The sequence below is a fragment of the Bradyrhizobium sp. genome (genome assembly GCF_049512235.1).
Taxonomy (GTDB): domain Bacteria; phylum Pseudomonadota; class Alphaproteobacteria; order Rhizobiales; family Xanthobacteraceae; genus Bradyrhizobium.
The window spans coordinates 1-13,967 of sequence record NZ_JBEKXH010000144.1 but is presented as its reverse complement, the minus strand read 5'-3'; the positions used below and the strand labels follow the sequence as shown (position 1 = coordinate 13,967).

Below are 13,967 nucleotides of genomic sequence, written 5' to 3'. Positions count from 1 at the left end.
GGTGCGCCAGCTCGGCTTTGTCGGAGCGTTCGGGGGCGGCTTTTCGATTACCTTCGCCATTGCCTTCGCGATCAGCCGTGCCCGGGGACGACGCATTGCCAACGCCAGTATCGAGGCGCTGGATGCGGGCTACAGCAATGTCGGCTTCATGGGGATTCCGATGTGCCTTCTGGTATTCGGGCCGGAAAGCGCGCCGGCCTCGATCATCGCCACCCTTTTCACGGCCTGCATCCTGTTTCTGTTCGCCGTCGTCGTCGTCGAAATCGACCTGCAGAAGGGCAACAGCTTCTGGTCTACCGGGGCCAAGGTCGGTTGGTCGCTGCTCACCAGTCCCCTCCTGATCGCGCCGGTCGCCGGCCTCTGTATCGGCTTGAGCGGCCTGAAGGTTCCGGCGCCGTTCGAGAGCTTCACCACGCTGCTTGGCGGCGCCGCTTCGCCGACAGCGCTGGTCTGCATCGGCCTGTTTCTCGCGCAGGAAAGCGTGGTCAGCCACGATGCTGCTTCGATCGGTATACTGGTCTCGATGAAGCTCATTCTGCAGCCCGCCATCACGGCGTTTCTGGCCTTTTACGTTTTTTCAATGCCGCCGCTTTGGTCGCATTCGGCCGTCATCCTGAGCGCGCTTCCGATCGGATCAGGACCCTTTACCATCGCAAAGCTCTACGGGCTGGAAGCCGGTGTGACCTCGGGCTCGATTCTCGCTTCGCACATATTCGCAGTCTTTACCGTCTCGCTGCTCGTAGCTTGGCTCGCATAAGTGCAACGCAAACTGAAGTGTTCAACAGAACCGGAGTGGTATGATGAAAGTCTCTTCTGACAGCGCGGCTGCCTTGATCGCGCGCCTTTTGAAGCAACGCGGCATCAAGCACGTATTCGCGCTTTGCGGCGGCCATATCATGCCGATCTGGATGCGGCTGGACGCGGAGGGAATCCGCATCATCGACGTCCGCGACGAACGCGCCGCCGTTCACATGGCCCAGGCGCATGCAGAATTGACCGGCGAGCTTGGAGTTGCCCTGGTCACCGCCGGTCCAGGCATGACCAACGCCATCACCGGCATCGCCAACGCCCATGTTTCGCGTGCGCCGATATTGGTGCTGTCAGGCGGCAATCCGCGACCGCAGGAGAACAGGGGTGGTCTGCAGGATATGGATCATACGCAGTTGGTGCGATCCATCACGCGCTACGCGCGCACGGTGCGCGAACCGTCCCTGGTGCTGCAGGAGCTCGATGAAGCGATCTCGCGCGCCTTCGGCGAGGGCGGCGACCCCGGCCCTTCCTATATCGACTTTCCGACCGACACGCTGCGGGGAATTGTACCCAAGGCGCTGCAGTTGGAGGAGCATCTCTGTGCCAAGCCGCGTAGCGTCACGCGTCCTGATCCGGCACAGATCGAGAAAGCCGTTGACCTCATGTGGTCGGCTCGCCGGGTGCTTGTGATTTCCGGTCGCGGCGCCCGCGGTGCGGGCCCGGAGCTGGTTGAACTGCTCGACAGACTGGGTGCTGTCTACCTCGACACCGGCGAAAGCCGCGGTCTGGTGCCCGATAGCCATCCGTCCGTCGTCGGCGCGATGCGCGGTTCCGTCATGGGCGACGCCGACGTCATTCTGACCATTGGACGCCGCCTCGATTTCCAGCTCGCTTACGGTTCGCCGGCTGTGTTTCAGTCGGCGAAATTTGTCCGCATCAGCGATACGCCGACCGAGATACGGGACAATCGTCGCGGTGCAGTGGAAATTCTGGCATCGCCGGCAGAAACGCTGCGCGCGATGGTCGAACATGCGGGCAATCGGGTTTCCGAAGTCGACCGGCAGTGGGCCGCAAAGCTGCGCAGCGGGCATCAAGAACGTGCCGACAAGCTCAGGAAGACCATGGCATCCGCGCCCAAGGGTTCCGATGGCAAACTTCACCCCAACAAGGTGCTGTCGGCGCTCCAGGAAGCCATCGGCGATGACGCCGTCGTCATCACCGATGGCGGCGATTTTCTCTCCTTTGCACGTGTGGGGCTGAATGCGCCGCGAATGCTGGACCCTGGTCCGTTTGGATGCATCGGCGTTGGCGTGCCATACGGTATCGCCGCCAGTCTGGCCTTTCCCGACAAGCCAGTGGTAGTGGCTACCGGCGATGGCGCATTCGGCTTCAATGCGATCGAAGTCGATACCGCGGTGCGGCACAAAGCTCCAGTCCTCATCGTCGTCGCCAATAATGGCGCGTGGCAGATCGAGGTGCATGATCAAACCGTCACCCATGGAAAGGTGGTAGGCACCAGATTGCAGGTTGCCGATTATGCCGGCATGGCGAGGTCATTCGGAATGTATGCCGAGCGGGTCGAAGCCGAGGATCAGCTCAAGCCTGCAATCGAAAGGGCATTGGCCAATCGTCCGGCACTTCTCGATATGATCGTTACGCCGGAGGCGATTTCTTCTGACGGCAAGACGGGTCTCGCCTGGGTGCCGGATCTGCAGCCGCTGGCGGCCTGGGACGAGGCCGAGCGCAAGTGGCGAGGGTCCTGACGCGCCGACACAGGTCCCTAATTGGCGTCGGCGGCGACACGCGCCAGTATTTTCTCAGCCTGAAGCACGATCGGCCGATCGACAAGCTTACCATCGACGGTCACTGCTCCGGCGCCGGATTTGGCGGCCTCGATCACGCGGCGCGCCCAGTCGATGCGGTCCGCGCTCGGCGAAAAACCGCTGTTTATCGGATCAACCTGTGACGGATGAACGCAAAGCTTGCCGCCAAATCCGTACCTTCGCGCACGCGCGATATCTGTCTCCAGGATGTCGGCCGCTTTAATGTCGACAGTCACGCCTTCGATCGGGGCGGCGAGGCCTGCGAGGCAGCTTTCCAGCGTCAATTGAGTGCGCACGAAGTCGAGTTCTGGACCCTGCCCCTCGATGCCAGTCTCCAGGCAGAAATCGACCGTGCCGAACGCAAGCCGCGACAACCCCGGCGTCCCGGCGACCGCGCGAAGGTCGGCGACACCGCGTACGGTTTCAACGAGACCGACAAGGCTCTTGTTCTTGGAGAGCTTCGCGCGCGTCTCGGCGATGGCGTCGACGGCTTCCGCTTTCGGCAGCATCAGCCCGACCACCTGTGCCAGGCCGGCTATCGCCCGCATGTCGTCATCGTGCCACGGCGTCGCGACCGCGTTGACGCGCACCATGACGTTGGAAGCCCCGGCGCCTTCCAGCCAATTGACGAGAATTTCGCGCGCCGCGGCCTTCGCATCGGGGGCCACCGCGTCTTCCAGATCGATGATGATTCGATCCGCTCGCGTCGCAAGCGCCTTGGCGAACCTTTCAGGGCGATCGGCTGGAACGAACAGGAAGCTGCGTTCAAGTGCCATTGTCTTCTCCGGCAGGTCCGGCCCCGCGCCATTCATGGCGAAAGGTCTGTGAATAGCTGAAACGACCGGCTGGATGCGTCGAGGCGGCGACCTCGATGATTTCGTGGCGACCGTTATAGTAGGTGCGGGTTATCAACAGCGCGGGTGACCCAGGCTTTGCTTGCAGCTTCGCGGCGAGGCCGTCCGAAAGGGCGACGGACCTGATCTGCTGCTGGACTTCGACGATCTTCTCTCCGAATTGTTCCTCGATGCGGAGGTAGATTGGTACGGCCGATCGGCCACCGAGGTGGTGCACAGCCCGAAAGGCGGGATGGATATAAATTTCGACGAAGCAGATCGGAGGGGTTTTTTGGGCTTTGACGCGCCGCAAACAATCCAGCCTAAGCCAGCTTTCGCCGGGCTTTGCGCCAAGCTGTCTGCACAGCGCACCACTGACCGCTACCATCTTGGCGTCTTTGATGTCGAGCTCGGTATCGGCGCTGTACTGCTGCAGGTCTGTCATCCCCTGCATGACCTGTCGATATCCCGGGAGCGCCGCGGCGCTCAGGACCTTGGTGCCGACGCCCGCCTGACGGCTGACCAAACCCATCTCGACCAGCTGCTTGATTGCCTCTCTCACCGTGAAGCGGCTTGCGCCGAATTGTCCGCAGAGCTCCATTTCGGTGGGCATGAGTTCGCCCACTGGATAGCGGCCGCTCTCGATCTCATTGATCAATGTCTGCGCCACCTGTCGGTAGCGCGGTTGAGGCGGCATGCTGGGCATCTGGCTCGATCCGTTCGGTTGACCATTCCGCTTACCCGATGATGTTGCGTTTCCGCAATTCGGAAACGCGCTCCGGCGCGTATCCCAACTCCGACAGGAGATCGTTGGTATCCTCGCCGAGCGCCGGCGCGGCGTCGGTCGGATGGGTCGCGCCTGCCACCCGGACCGGCGAGGCGATCCCCTTGATCGGTCCGTGCTGCGGATGGTGAAAGTCGACGATCCGCCCCTGCTCGTGCGCGAAATCCGCATCGAGCGCCTGAGCGACATCGTAGACCGGTGCCGCAGGCACGCGCCCCGCCAAATGCGCCATCCATTCGTCGGTGGTTTTCTGCTGGAAAGCCGCATCAAGCGACGCGTTCACGTGAGGACGGTTCTCCAGCCGCGTTGCGAACGTGGCGAAATCCGGATCTTCGAGCCATTCGGGCCGACCGAGCGCTTCGACCAGATTGCACCAGAATTTTTCTTTCTGGCACATGATGAAGATCCAGCCGTCCTTGGTGCGGTAAAGCTGGCTCGGCGTCAGCGATGGATGGCTCGAACGCGGTTGGCGGGTCGTCACGGTTCCGCCATTCAGATACCAGGTGCCGAGATAGAGCACGTTATGAAGCGCGACGTCGTAAAGGCTGACGTCGAGATCGCGTCCCTTGCCGGTCTTCATCGCGTCGATGACGCCGGCCAGCAGCGCCATGGCCGCGGTCGTACCCGTCGCGAGGTCAACGATTGAAAGCCCCGCGCGCGAGGGCGGACCATCCGGCTCGCCGGTCAGCGACAGATAGCCGGCCTCCGCCTGCATCATATAGTCATACCCGGGCCATGCCTTGCGCGAGCCCGTCCGCCCATATGCCGACAGATGCACACATACGATTTTTGGATTGGCCTCGGAGAGCGAAGCGTAATCGACGCCGAGCTTCGCCGGCAGGTCGCCGCGCAGGTTATCGAGGATGGCGTCGCTGGTGCGCACCAGGTCGAGCAAAACCTGTCGCCCCTCGGGCTGCTTGAGATCGAGCGCAACCGACTTCTTGTTGCGGTTGAACGCCTCGTAGAAATGACTGTCCCCCGGCCCAAAAAAATGCGGGCCGACTTGGCGTCCGATGTCGCCGCCCTCTTTCGGGTTTTCGATCTTGATCACCTCGGCGCCGAGGTCAGCGAGATGTTGCGTGGCAAACGGGCCGGCGCCGTATTGCTCGACCGCAATAATGCGCAAGCCGGCAAGCGGAAGGTGCCCGCTCATACCGGATTCCTCGATATCAGCTGGCGAGCAATGATGATGCGCTGCATCTCATTGGTGCCTTCGCCGATCACAAGCAGCGGCGCGTCGCGATAGAGGCGTTCGACGTTGAACTCCTTGGAATAGCCGTAGGCGCCGTGAATGCGCATGGCCTCGGTCGCGTTTTCAATCGCCGCTTCGGTGGCAAAGTACTTGGCCATGCCGGCCTCCATGTCGCAACGATCGCCGCGATCGAACGCTTCGGCGGCGCGATAGGTGAGCAGGCGAGCCGCCTCGACACGTGTCGCCATCTCCGCGAGCTTGAGCTGGATCGCCTGATGCTCGCAGATCGGCTTGCCGAAGGTCTTGCGGGTCTGTGCGTAGGAAACCGATTCGCTCAGCGCGGCCTGCGCAAGGCCAACGCCACGCGCCGCGACATTGATGCGCCCGAGTTCCAGCCCGCCAAGAATTTGCTTGAGCCCGCGCCCCTCGGTACCGCCGACCAGGCGGTCGGCCGCAACACGATAGTTTTCGAAAAAGATTTCGCAGGTGTCGATGCCGAGATAGCCAAGCTTCGGCAGCTTGCGCGTGACGTTGAAGCCCGGCCCCTTTTCGGCGATCAGCAGGCTCATCCCCTTGTGCCGAGGCTGTGTGGTGGGATCGGTCTTCACGAGCAGCGCGAAGCAATTGCCGTAATAACTGTTGGTGATCCAGGTCTTCGCGCCGTTGACGACGTAATCGTCGCCGTCGCGCTTGGCCGTCGTGCGAATCGCCTGCAAATCGGTGCCGCAATCCGGCTCGGTCAGGGCAATGCCGCCGCGAAGTTCTGCTGTGGCAAAGCGCGGAAGATAGTGCGCCTTCTGCTTCTCAGTGCCGTTGCGCTGCACCGCGCTCGCCATGATGACGTGTGAATTCACGATGCCGGCGACCGACATCCAGACGGCTGAAATACGCTCGATGATTTTGGCGTAGGTCGTCGAAGACAGTCCGAGGCCGCCGTATTCCGGCGAGATCAGGCAGCCAAACAAACCCAACGCCTTCATCTTCTCGACGATCTCGGCCGGGTATTCATCGCGTGCCTCAAGGTCGTGCGCGTAAGGACGCACGTCCGTCTCAAGAAACTTGTCGACGGCGTCGAGAATCATATTCTCTTCACTTTGCCGCTCTGCGGTAACCGCGATGTTCATGAGATGCTCCCTGCCGATCGGACCGGCTGTGACAGAATATTGGCGAGATCGGCTGCCTCGGCCCGATCGAGCCCGAGAACGGCGGTGCAGACGCGTTCGGCCCGGTCGCGCGTCAGCGTGCGGCAGGCGTTGTCGAGGTATTTGCCGACGATTTCGGTATTCGACAGCGGACGATCCGCGCTGCCGCGATTGATGGCCTCGCGATGGCGCAGGATTTCGCCGCTCTCGAGCGTAACGATCACCTCGCCGGTGTAGTGCCTGGGGAATGTCGAGGCGGCATCGATCTTGTGATGGACGCGCTCGGCGAGGGACAGCACTTCGCGATCGGCCATCGCCGCGGGCTCCAGTTCGTCGAGCGTGAAGCGGCCGCGCAACAGGCCGGTTGCGACGATGTAAGGAATTGAGAACTGGGCGTCGTAGCTATTGGCGGGCCTGCGCTTGTTGGCTTCCGGTTCGCACACTGTCTTCACGACTTCGGCCGGCACAAGTACCTCGACCGAACGGATCGCCTTGGCATCGAACTTCGAAGCCCGGCTCAATGCGATTGCTGCATCTGCGGCGGCGTGCGTGAAGTGGCACGCGGGAATTGGCTTGATCGCAACCTCCTCGATCTGCCATTCGCCGCCCAAAGCGTCGGTTGCCAGCGACAGATCGGCTGCCCCGGATTGCGCGCCGAGATAGGCGGCGTAGAGACCGAACCGTCCCTCATAGGCCGCGCGTGGTCCAATGAAGCCATATTTGGCGAGCGTCGCTGCGGTGATCGCACTCGACGCCGCCCAGCCCGGATGCAGCCGTTTTGTCCAGGCGCCGTCCTCGAGAAACTCCAGGCTGCCGCCGGCCATCGACAGCGCCACCCCCTGCGCCATCACGGATTGCTCGCGATCGAGGCCAAGCAGGCGCGAGGCCGCCAGCGTGGCGCCGAATACGCCGATCAGACCCGTGGGGTGAAATCCGACCTGGTGAAATCCGCCCTTGGCGACCGCGCCCAGCCGCGTTGACGTCTCCATCGCCGCCACGTACGCGGTGAGAAAATCGCGACCGCTGGCCTTGGTCTGGTCGGCGAGCGCCAGCGCAAGGGGAAAGCTCGAAACCGTCGCGTGGATGACGCCGCGGCTGTGCGTGTCGTCGTAGTCGAGCCCGTGAGCCAGCACGCCGTTCATGATCGCGGCGTCGCGGGCGCCAAGCGTGCGGCCGCCGCCGATGACCGGAGAAGTGCCGGCGCCGAGCGAGACCAGCGCGTCCATGGTCGCCCGCGCGAATTGGTATCCGCGCGAGGCGTAGGCGATGCCGATCGCGTCGAGCAACAGGTGTCTGGCACGCTCGCGCACCCTCTCGGGAATATCCTCGTAAGCCAGACCCAGCGCGAATTCCGCGAGCCGGCCGGATATTGTCTGTTGCGCTTCGGTGTGCAGGTTCTTGTCGATCGCGTTCATGAAAGTGGTCCTTTTGTTCATTCGTGCAACATCGCCGCCGCAGCAGTGGCGAGCGCGTCGTCGTCGCCGAAGGCGCCGTTGTCATCCAGCGATACTCTCGCGGTCTCAACGCCCAGGATGAGGATCGCCCCGCAGAGCGCGACCAGCATGGCCGTCACCATGCCGAGCACCCCCTGCACGCCGAAATGCTCGAACAGGAACACGGTGAGATAGGGTGTCGTGATGGAGACCGCGCGCCCGCTTACGCCGGCGACACCGGTTCCGCGCAGCCGGTATTCGGTCGGGAACAGTTCCGGAATGTAGGCGTATAGTCCGAGTGTCACGAGCGTGTAGATCGCGGTCACGAGCGCGAATCCGGCGACCGTGATCTCGGTCTGGTCGCGCAACGAAGAATACGCGAAGCCGAGCACGATGATCGCGACACAGGTGCCGATCAGCGATTTTTGGCGCGAGAAGCGGTCGCCGAGCGCCATGCCGACCAGCGCGCCGGCGACGCTGCCGCAAGACATCAGGGTAGTGAACCCGAGGGATTGCACGATCGTCATGCCCTGCTTGACCATGAAGGTCGGAAGCCAGGCGACAAAGCCGTAGACCGACATGTTCACTGCCATGGCGGTAACAGCCGCTGCGACAGTGCGGCCGACCATACCGCGCTGGAAAAGCTTGGCGAGGGGCGCGTCGACGACCGGGCGATGGCGAACGACCGCCGGCGGCGGCAGCGTGCGCCCGGCGCCGACTTCTTTTTCGAACGCCTGCAGGGTCGCTTCTGCCTCCTCGGTGCGGCCGACCGCCTCGAGCCAGCGAGGCGATTCCGGCATCTTTTTACGCATGATCCAGATGATCAGCGCGCCGGCGCCGCCAATGGCGAACATGTAGCGCCAGCCGAGATTGGGAATGACGACGTAGGCGACGCTGGAAGCGATCAACAGGCCGGCGTTGGTGACGATGCCGAGCATCGAAATCCATCGCCCGCGATAGGCCGGCGGGATGAATTCGCAGAGCGTGCCGGCGGCGACCACAAGCTCGGCACCGAGGCCGAAGCCCATAATGAAGCGCAGGCCTATCAAGGCGTTGATGGTGGGCGCAAAAAAGGCGGCGATCGAGGCGAGGCCGAAGACGGCCAGATTGAACTGGTAGGAATAGCGGCGGCCCATGCGATCGCCGAGATAGCCGGCGAAACCCGCGCCCAACAGCATGCCAAAGAACGTTGCGGAAATGAACAGGGCGTTCTGGGCGAGCGTCGAAAAGCCTTCCTTCAGCATCGCGGCAACGACGCCGCCCGCCAGATAGATGTCGAACGCGTCCAGCGCCGCGCCGGCGCCGATCAGGCCGAAAATGCGCCAGTGAAGGCGGGAGATCGGCAGGCGGTCGAGCCTCGCGCCGGCATTGACGGCTTGTGCTGCAGACATTGTGATCCTCCCGGGATAGATGCCGATTCGCTATTCGGCGAACCAAAGCGATCGAAATTCAACGCGCCGGCTCAATCGCCGACACCGTGGCCCTTCATTGGAATGAGCGCGCTGCGCACGAAGTTCATGACCGGCGCTCCGTCCTGTTTGAACGCGCGCGTCTCCACGGTGACGATCCCCTGCGTCGGGCGCGATTTCGACGCGCGCTTTTCCAGAACTTCGGATTCCGCATAAAGCGTGTCGCCGGGAAACACCGGGCCGGTCAGGTTGATTTCCTTCCAGCCGAGATTGGCGATCGCCTTGCCGCTGACGTCGGCGACGGTCATGCCGAGCACGATGGCCAGGCTGAGGCCGCTATTGACGAGCGGCCGTCCAAATTCGCTCTTGGCCGCAAAGGCCGCGTCGCAGTGCATCGGATGGAAGTTCATCGTCATCAGCGAGAATTGGATGTTGTCAGTGTCGGTGATGGTGCGGCCCGGACGATGCTCGTAAATGTCGCCGACGACGAACTCTTCGAAATAGCGTCCGAACGGCGTGGGAATGCGACGCTTTTTATCCTCGGTCATGGCCGTCCCTCTATTTGGTTTATTGTCCGGACAATATGACGGGCGCGCGCCTGTGTCAACCCTTCTTGGTAAGAATTTGGGATCACGACGGGATCGGGCTGGCGCTCTATGCGAAGCGTTCGGACCGCGGCAAGGCGAGGCGATCCGGTGCAGATTCGGGTAGTGTCTCAGTTTGAAATTCGCGCACGTTGCCGTTCATCGACGATGGTTGTGATGGCTTTCTCGATAAGTTTCTGGTGCATTTGCTGCGCCATAGAATTTGCATCGAAATCCGCCATTATCTTCTTCAACTCTAAAAGAGCTGAACTGTATTGTGTTTCTTCCTTTGAACAGTGACCGACAGCTGCAAATGCCCCGAGGCCCTAAAGGCGAAAAGCGCCCCGCCGACGCCATCGGCAACGCCATCATGGTCGCCAAGATCGCTACCGGCGAGATCGACGAAACAGCCACGACGGACCACGGCAGCATTTTCATGCCGCTACCGGCGAAGGCGTCGCCTTTCATCTGATCGGGGCACTCTCCGAATTCGGCAAGCTCGGCGTGGTCTGTATCGGAGCGACGCCCGAGCGCGCGGATAGCTTCTATCGCCGCACGATCGAGGTTCTCGATCGGGAAGGCAGGTTCAATGATGCCTCACCGCCGCGCGTAACCATCCGATCATGATTTCCCCCATGATATCGGTGTCGCTGCGTAGTGCACCGCACTTTTCGCAGGTGCAGGCCGAGCGCGCCTCTGCGAGTTCGATGGCTTCCTCGACCAGGGCGTCCATTGCGTCGGTGAATCCACCGCTTCGGGCTGCGTAATCGCGGTCAAAGAACGGCCAATTGCTTGCCTCGGATCAGGTTGGCGTGGAGCTGCTGGTTGGTTCGTCGTCTTCCGGTATTACAAGCTTTGGCTTTGGTCTGAATTTGATCTCGTCATAGATGTCGCGCAGGGAAAACGAGATATTAAGCTTCTCAAGCTTGATCCTTGCGTCAAGACCATCGACCAGCGCGTCTTGCCAGAGTCCATTGGGACCGCGCCAGAAGGACTGAACGGACGGGCGTTCGGTGTTTACGAACAAGATGTAGTCCAGAGATGGAAGCGCCTTGTACTCGGCAAGCTTGACGCTCACATCGAAGCTGAACGTGGTTGGCGAGAGAACTTCCACTACCAGTGATGGACTCTCTGCCATCAATGAATCGTCCGGCGGGTTACCGCAATCTACCCCCATGTCCGGCATCCGCTTGGTCGATGGCCCGGTGGTGACATAAGTATCGCTGGTAAAGGTCTGACATGGGCCTCCTCTGGTTTGAGGGCGAATGGTAGCGATGAGGTTGGTGACGATTCTGTCTTGCTGGCGGCCTGCTCCCGCCATCGCCACGACTTCGCCGTTGACCAGTTCATGACGTTCCTCCTGCCCAGCGACCCAGGCGAGAAACTCTTCTGGCGTTATTTTGGCATTGTCATGCTCGTTGAGCATCGTCTCGAATGTCTCCGTTTATGGTAGTATACTCGCGGTGGATGCTAAGCGGAAACCTCGGCTCATTGAGACACGGCGCTCCGCCGGCGCAGAATCTCGGGTCAAGACCCACTGTCTCGCACTTGCCCAGCGCCCCGAAACTTCCGGACCTCCGCCAGCACTGCGCGCGTCCGAATGACCCGCCACGGGTTTTGCACCCATTTGCCGGTTTCAATCTTAATCATCTGGTGTGGGTCGATCAGCTATCCGGAAACGTGAAGCTGCCCGCCTTTGCAGATAGCCGATCACGCTGAAGAGATTTCTAGTGTCCCCTACCACAATAACGACCACTATATAAATAATTGAATGCGTACATAACGAAAACTAGTCCATAAAGCACCATACCGATGGACCTGAAAGGAGCGCTGCCTGGCGTCACGGCCGTTTGAGCACCAGCGCAGGCGCACAGTACAAGCGATCCAGCTAAATATGGAAGATATATAGTGACGGCTTCTCGCGGGGCGCCCCAAGCCTCGCGGGCACTTTGCAGATCAACTAACGCACGTATACGATTACCTGGACAGAAGAGCGGATACGCAGTTGTCAAATGTACTTCAGATGAGCATGCTCCCCAGATCATGATGACATACAGCCCCACCCCATTCCGCCAAGTTGCGACAAAGACATATAGGATCGGGGCCAAATTCCGACCACCTATTTCGGGTTCACCGGACCTAACGCCAATCCCAAAAACCTGTCAGCAGGATACCAGGACTTGGCGTGCTACCGCGGGATTCCGTGACAGGATGTTGAAGCCCGGGGTTTTGCGGCGGGAACGCCCGTGGATGCCTATCTGTTGTGGGACTGATAAGGGTTACGGCATGACCGATGCTCGACTTCCCAAAGTCCGCGACAGCCTGGATCAGGACCAGTTCCTGACCATCCTGTCGCGCGAAGAGGCGCTCCGCCTTTTCGACGCCGCCTTGTTTCCGCGCGCGATCCCAAGCGAGCCGCGGCGGCTTGCCGACGCGCTTGGCTACGCGCTGGCAGAGGACATCGTCGCGCGGATCGACGTGCCACCGTTCGACCGCTCCAATGTCGATGGCTTTGCGGTACGTTCCGCCGATCTCGCCTCGGCCGGCGAAGCAACGCCGGTGCGCCTGATGCTGAACGACGAAGTCATTGCCTGCGGTGTCGCGCCGACGCGGCCGGTGCTGTCGGGAACGGCGACGTCGATTGCGACTGGCGGGCCGGTGCCGCGCGGCGCCGACGCCATCGTCATGGTCGAGCACACCCAGCCGGCCTCTGCCCGCATGATCGAGATCCGGCGAGCGGGCTCGCCCGGGCAATTCGTATCCTATGCCGGCTCCGACATCGCCCGCGGCGAAGCCCTGCTGCGCGCGGGCACCCTGATCGGGTCGCGCGAAATTGGCATGCTGGCGGCCTGCGGCATCGCGCAGGTTGCCGTCGCCCGAAGGCCGCGGGTCGCGGTGATCTCGACCGGCGACGAACTAGTGCAGCCGGGCGAGTTGCTGCGGCCGGCCGAGATCTATGACAGCAACGGCGCCATCGTCACGGCGTCGGTGCGCGAGAACGGCGGCGAGGCGATTTTTCTCGGTGCCGTCGCCGACAACGAAGCGAAACTCGAAGCCGCGATGCGCGGCGCCCTGGAAACAAGCGATATGCTTGTCTTGTCCGGCGGCACCTCGAAGGGCGCCGGCGATCTCACCCATCGCATCATTGCCCGGCTCGGTGCGCCCGGCATTATCGCCCATGGCGTCGCGCTCAAGCCGGGCAAGCCGCTGTGTCTTGCGGTATGCGACGGCAAGCCGGTGGTGATCCTGCCGGGATTTCCGACCTCGGCGATGTTCACCTTTCACGACATGATCGTGCCGGTGCTGCGCCGGATGGCGGGACTGCCGCCACGCGCCGATGCCAGGGTGATGGCAAAAGTCCCGGTGCGGATCGCCTCCGAACTCGGCCGCACCGAATTCGTCATGGTGTCGCTGGTCGAAAGCGAAGGTGGCCTGATCGCCTACCCCTCCGGCAAGGGCAGCGGCGCCATCACCTCGTTTGCGCAGACCGACGGCTTTTTGAAGATCGAGGCGCTGGCCGACCAGATGCCCGCTGGCACCGAGGCCGAGGTGACGCTGTTCACGCCGCATGTGCGGGTGCCCGATCTCGTCATCGTCGGCAGCCATTGCACCGGGCTTGACCTGGTGACGGCACAGCTTTCGCAAGCAGGATTGTCGGTGCGTTCGATCGCGGTCGGCAGCCTCGGCGGCCTCGCGGCAGCGCGGCGCGGCGAGTGCGACCTGGCGCCGATCCATTTGTTCGATGAAAAGTCGGAAACCTACAACACGCCGTTTCTCGTGACCGGCCTCGAACTGGTGCCGGGCTGGCGGCGGATGCAGGGCATCGTGTTTCGGCCCGGCGATACACGGTTCGAAGGATTGGACGCGCAACGGGCGGTGCGCGCGGCGCTGGCCGATCCCTCCTGCATCATGGTCAACCGCAACCAGGGCGCGGGCACCCGCATCCTGATCGACCGGCTGCTCGGCGGGGCGCGTCCCGATGGCTACTGGAACCAGCCGAAATCCCACAATGCGGTC

General features: G+C 62.1%; 14 protein-coding genes. 5 read left to right on the top strand and 9 right to left on the bottom strand.

Features of this window, described 5'->3' with window-relative positions; genetic code table 11:
* Together ABSG20_RS15325 and ABSG20_RS15320 are read left to right on the top strand one after the other, a co-directional pair.
* A partial coding sequence (locus tag ABSG20_RS15325) for an AEC family transporter (protein ID WP_423865349.1) occupies positions 1 to 757 on the top strand: 757 nt, incomplete at its 5' end.
* 43 nt (positions 758 to 800) lie between these two features.
* Positions 801 to 2,513 carry a 2-hydroxyacyl-CoA lyase gene (locus tag ABSG20_RS15320; RefSeq protein ID WP_423865348.1) on the top strand — a complete coding sequence of 571 codons (1,713 nt, stop codon included), beginning with the start codon at positions 801 to 803 and terminating at the stop codon, positions 2,511 to 2,513.
* Positions 2,514 to 2,530: 17 nt separating this feature from the next.
* Here the strand turns inward: ABSG20_RS15320 and ABSG20_RS15315 are convergent, their stop codons facing one another.
* The 7 genes from ABSG20_RS15315 to ABSG20_RS15285 form a co-directional block, all read right to left on the bottom strand.
* Positions 2,531 to 3,349, bottom strand: coding sequence for an HpcH/HpaI aldolase/citrate lyase family protein (locus ABSG20_RS15315; protein WP_423865347.1), 819 nt, complete (start codon positions 3,347 to 3,349; stop codon positions 2,531 to 2,533).
* Positions 3,339 to 4,112, bottom strand: coding sequence for a GntR family transcriptional regulator (locus tag ABSG20_RS15310; RefSeq protein ID WP_423865346.1), 774 nt, complete (start codon positions 4,110 to 4,112; stop codon positions 3,339 to 3,341). The genes ABSG20_RS15315 and ABSG20_RS15310 overlap by 11 nt, the downstream gene beginning before the upstream one ends.
* A 31-nt stretch (positions 4,113 to 4,143) precedes the next feature.
* The gene (locus ABSG20_RS15305; RefSeq protein ID WP_423865345.1) at positions 4,144 to 5,343 is read right to left on the bottom strand and encodes a CaiB/BaiF CoA transferase family protein; all 1,200 of its coding nucleotides are present in this window, start codon (positions 5,341 to 5,343) and stop codon (positions 4,144 to 4,146) included.
* Complete coding sequence (locus ABSG20_RS15300) at positions 5,340 to 6,506, bottom strand: acyl-CoA dehydrogenase family protein (RefSeq protein ID WP_423865344.1); 1,167 nt, start codon at positions 6,504 to 6,506, stop codon at positions 5,340 to 5,342. Before ABSG20_RS15300 ends, ABSG20_RS15305 begins: the two co-directional genes overlap by 4 nt.
* On the bottom strand, positions 6,503 to 7,939 hold the full coding sequence (locus ABSG20_RS15295; RefSeq protein ID WP_423865343.1) for an MmgE/PrpD family protein: 1,437 nt from the start codon (positions 7,937 to 7,939) through the stop codon (positions 6,503 to 6,505). The genes ABSG20_RS15300 and ABSG20_RS15295 overlap by 4 nt, the downstream gene beginning before the upstream one ends.
* 17 nt (positions 7,940 to 7,956) lie before the next feature.
* Positions 7,957 to 9,348, bottom strand: coding sequence for an MFS transporter (locus ABSG20_RS15290; protein WP_423865342.1), 1,392 nt, complete (start codon positions 9,346 to 9,348; stop codon positions 7,957 to 7,959).
* A 71-nt stretch (positions 9,349 to 9,419) separates the two neighbouring features.
* Entirely contained in the window at positions 9,420 to 9,914 is a 495-nt protein-coding gene (locus tag ABSG20_RS15285; RefSeq protein WP_423865341.1) for a MaoC family dehydratase, read from the bottom strand.
* Between the two features lie 349 nt (positions 9,915 to 10,263).
* On the opposite strand from ABSG20_RS15285, the gene ABSG20_RS15280 reads away from it, so the two are divergent.
* Both ABSG20_RS15280 and ABSG20_RS15275 read left to right on the top strand, forming a co-directional pair.
* Positions 10,264 to 10,422, top strand: coding sequence for a hypothetical protein (locus tag ABSG20_RS15280; RefSeq protein WP_423865340.1), 159 nt, complete (start codon positions 10,264 to 10,266; stop codon positions 10,420 to 10,422).
* The gene (locus ABSG20_RS15275) at positions 10,419 to 10,577 is read left to right on the top strand and encodes a peptide ligase PGM1-related protein (protein WP_423865350.1); all 159 of its coding nucleotides are present in this window, start codon (positions 10,419 to 10,421) and stop codon (positions 10,575 to 10,577) included. Before ABSG20_RS15280 ends, ABSG20_RS15275 begins: the two co-directional genes overlap by 4 nt.
* Here ABSG20_RS15275 and ABSG20_RS15270 read toward each other — a convergent pair.
* Entirely contained in the window at positions 10,537 to 10,683 is a 147-nt protein-coding gene (locus ABSG20_RS15270) for a hypothetical protein (RefSeq protein ID WP_423865339.1), read from the bottom strand. The genes ABSG20_RS15275 and ABSG20_RS15270 overlap by 41 nt on opposite strands.
* 69 nt (positions 10,684 to 10,752) lie before the next feature.
* Entirely contained in the window at positions 10,753 to 11,376 is a 624-nt protein-coding gene (locus tag ABSG20_RS15265) for a Uma2 family endonuclease (RefSeq protein ID WP_423865338.1), read from the bottom strand.
* 860 nt (positions 11,377 to 12,236) lie between these two features.
* On the opposite strand from ABSG20_RS15265, the gene ABSG20_RS15260 reads away from it, so the two are divergent.
* The coding region (locus tag ABSG20_RS15260) for a molybdopterin biosynthesis protein (RefSeq protein WP_423865337.1) at positions 12,237 to 13,967 on the top strand (1,731 nt) is incomplete at its 3' end.

Excerpts from the sequence above, each read along its gene's own strand:
- ABSG20_RS15270 (WP_423865339.1), bottom strand. The coding sequence starts at position 10,683 with ATGGACGCCCTGGTCGAGGAAGCCATCGAACTCGCAGAGGCGCGCTCG.
- ABSG20_RS15295 (WP_423865343.1), bottom strand. The coding sequence starts at position 7,939 with ATGAACGCGATCGACAAGAACCTGCACACCGAAGCGCAACAGACAATA.
- ABSG20_RS15305 (WP_423865345.1), bottom strand. The coding sequence starts at position 5,343 with ATGAGCGGGCACCTTCCGCTTGCCGGCTTGCGCATTATTGCGGTCGAG.
- ABSG20_RS15300 (WP_423865344.1), bottom strand. The coding sequence starts at position 6,506 with ATGAACATCGCGGTTACCGCAGAGCGGCAAAGTGAAGAGAATATGATT.
- ABSG20_RS15310 (WP_423865346.1), bottom strand. The coding sequence starts at position 4,112 with ATGCCCAGCATGCCGCCTCAACCGCGCTACCGACAGGTGGCGCAGACA.
- ABSG20_RS15280 (WP_423865340.1), top strand. The coding sequence starts at position 10,264 with ATGCCCCGAGGCCCTAAAGGCGAAAAGCGCCCCGCCGACGCCATCGGC.
- ABSG20_RS15315 (WP_423865347.1), bottom strand. The coding sequence starts at position 3,349 with ATGGCACTTGAACGCAGCTTCCTGTTCGTTCCAGCCGATCGCCCTGAA.
- ABSG20_RS15290 (WP_423865342.1), bottom strand. The coding sequence starts at position 9,348 with ATGTCTGCAGCACAAGCCGTCAATGCCGGCGCGAGGCTCGACCGCCTG.
- ABSG20_RS15320 (WP_423865348.1), top strand. The coding sequence starts at position 801 with ATGAAAGTCTCTTCTGACAGCGCGGCTGCCTTGATCGCGCGCCTTTTG.
- ABSG20_RS15285 (WP_423865341.1), bottom strand. The coding sequence starts at position 9,914 with ATGACCGAGGATAAAAAGCGTCGCATTCCCACGCCGTTCGGACGCTAT.
- ABSG20_RS15265 (WP_423865338.1), bottom strand. The coding sequence starts at position 11,376 with ATGCTCAACGAGCATGACAATGCCAAAATAACGCCAGAAGAGTTTCTC.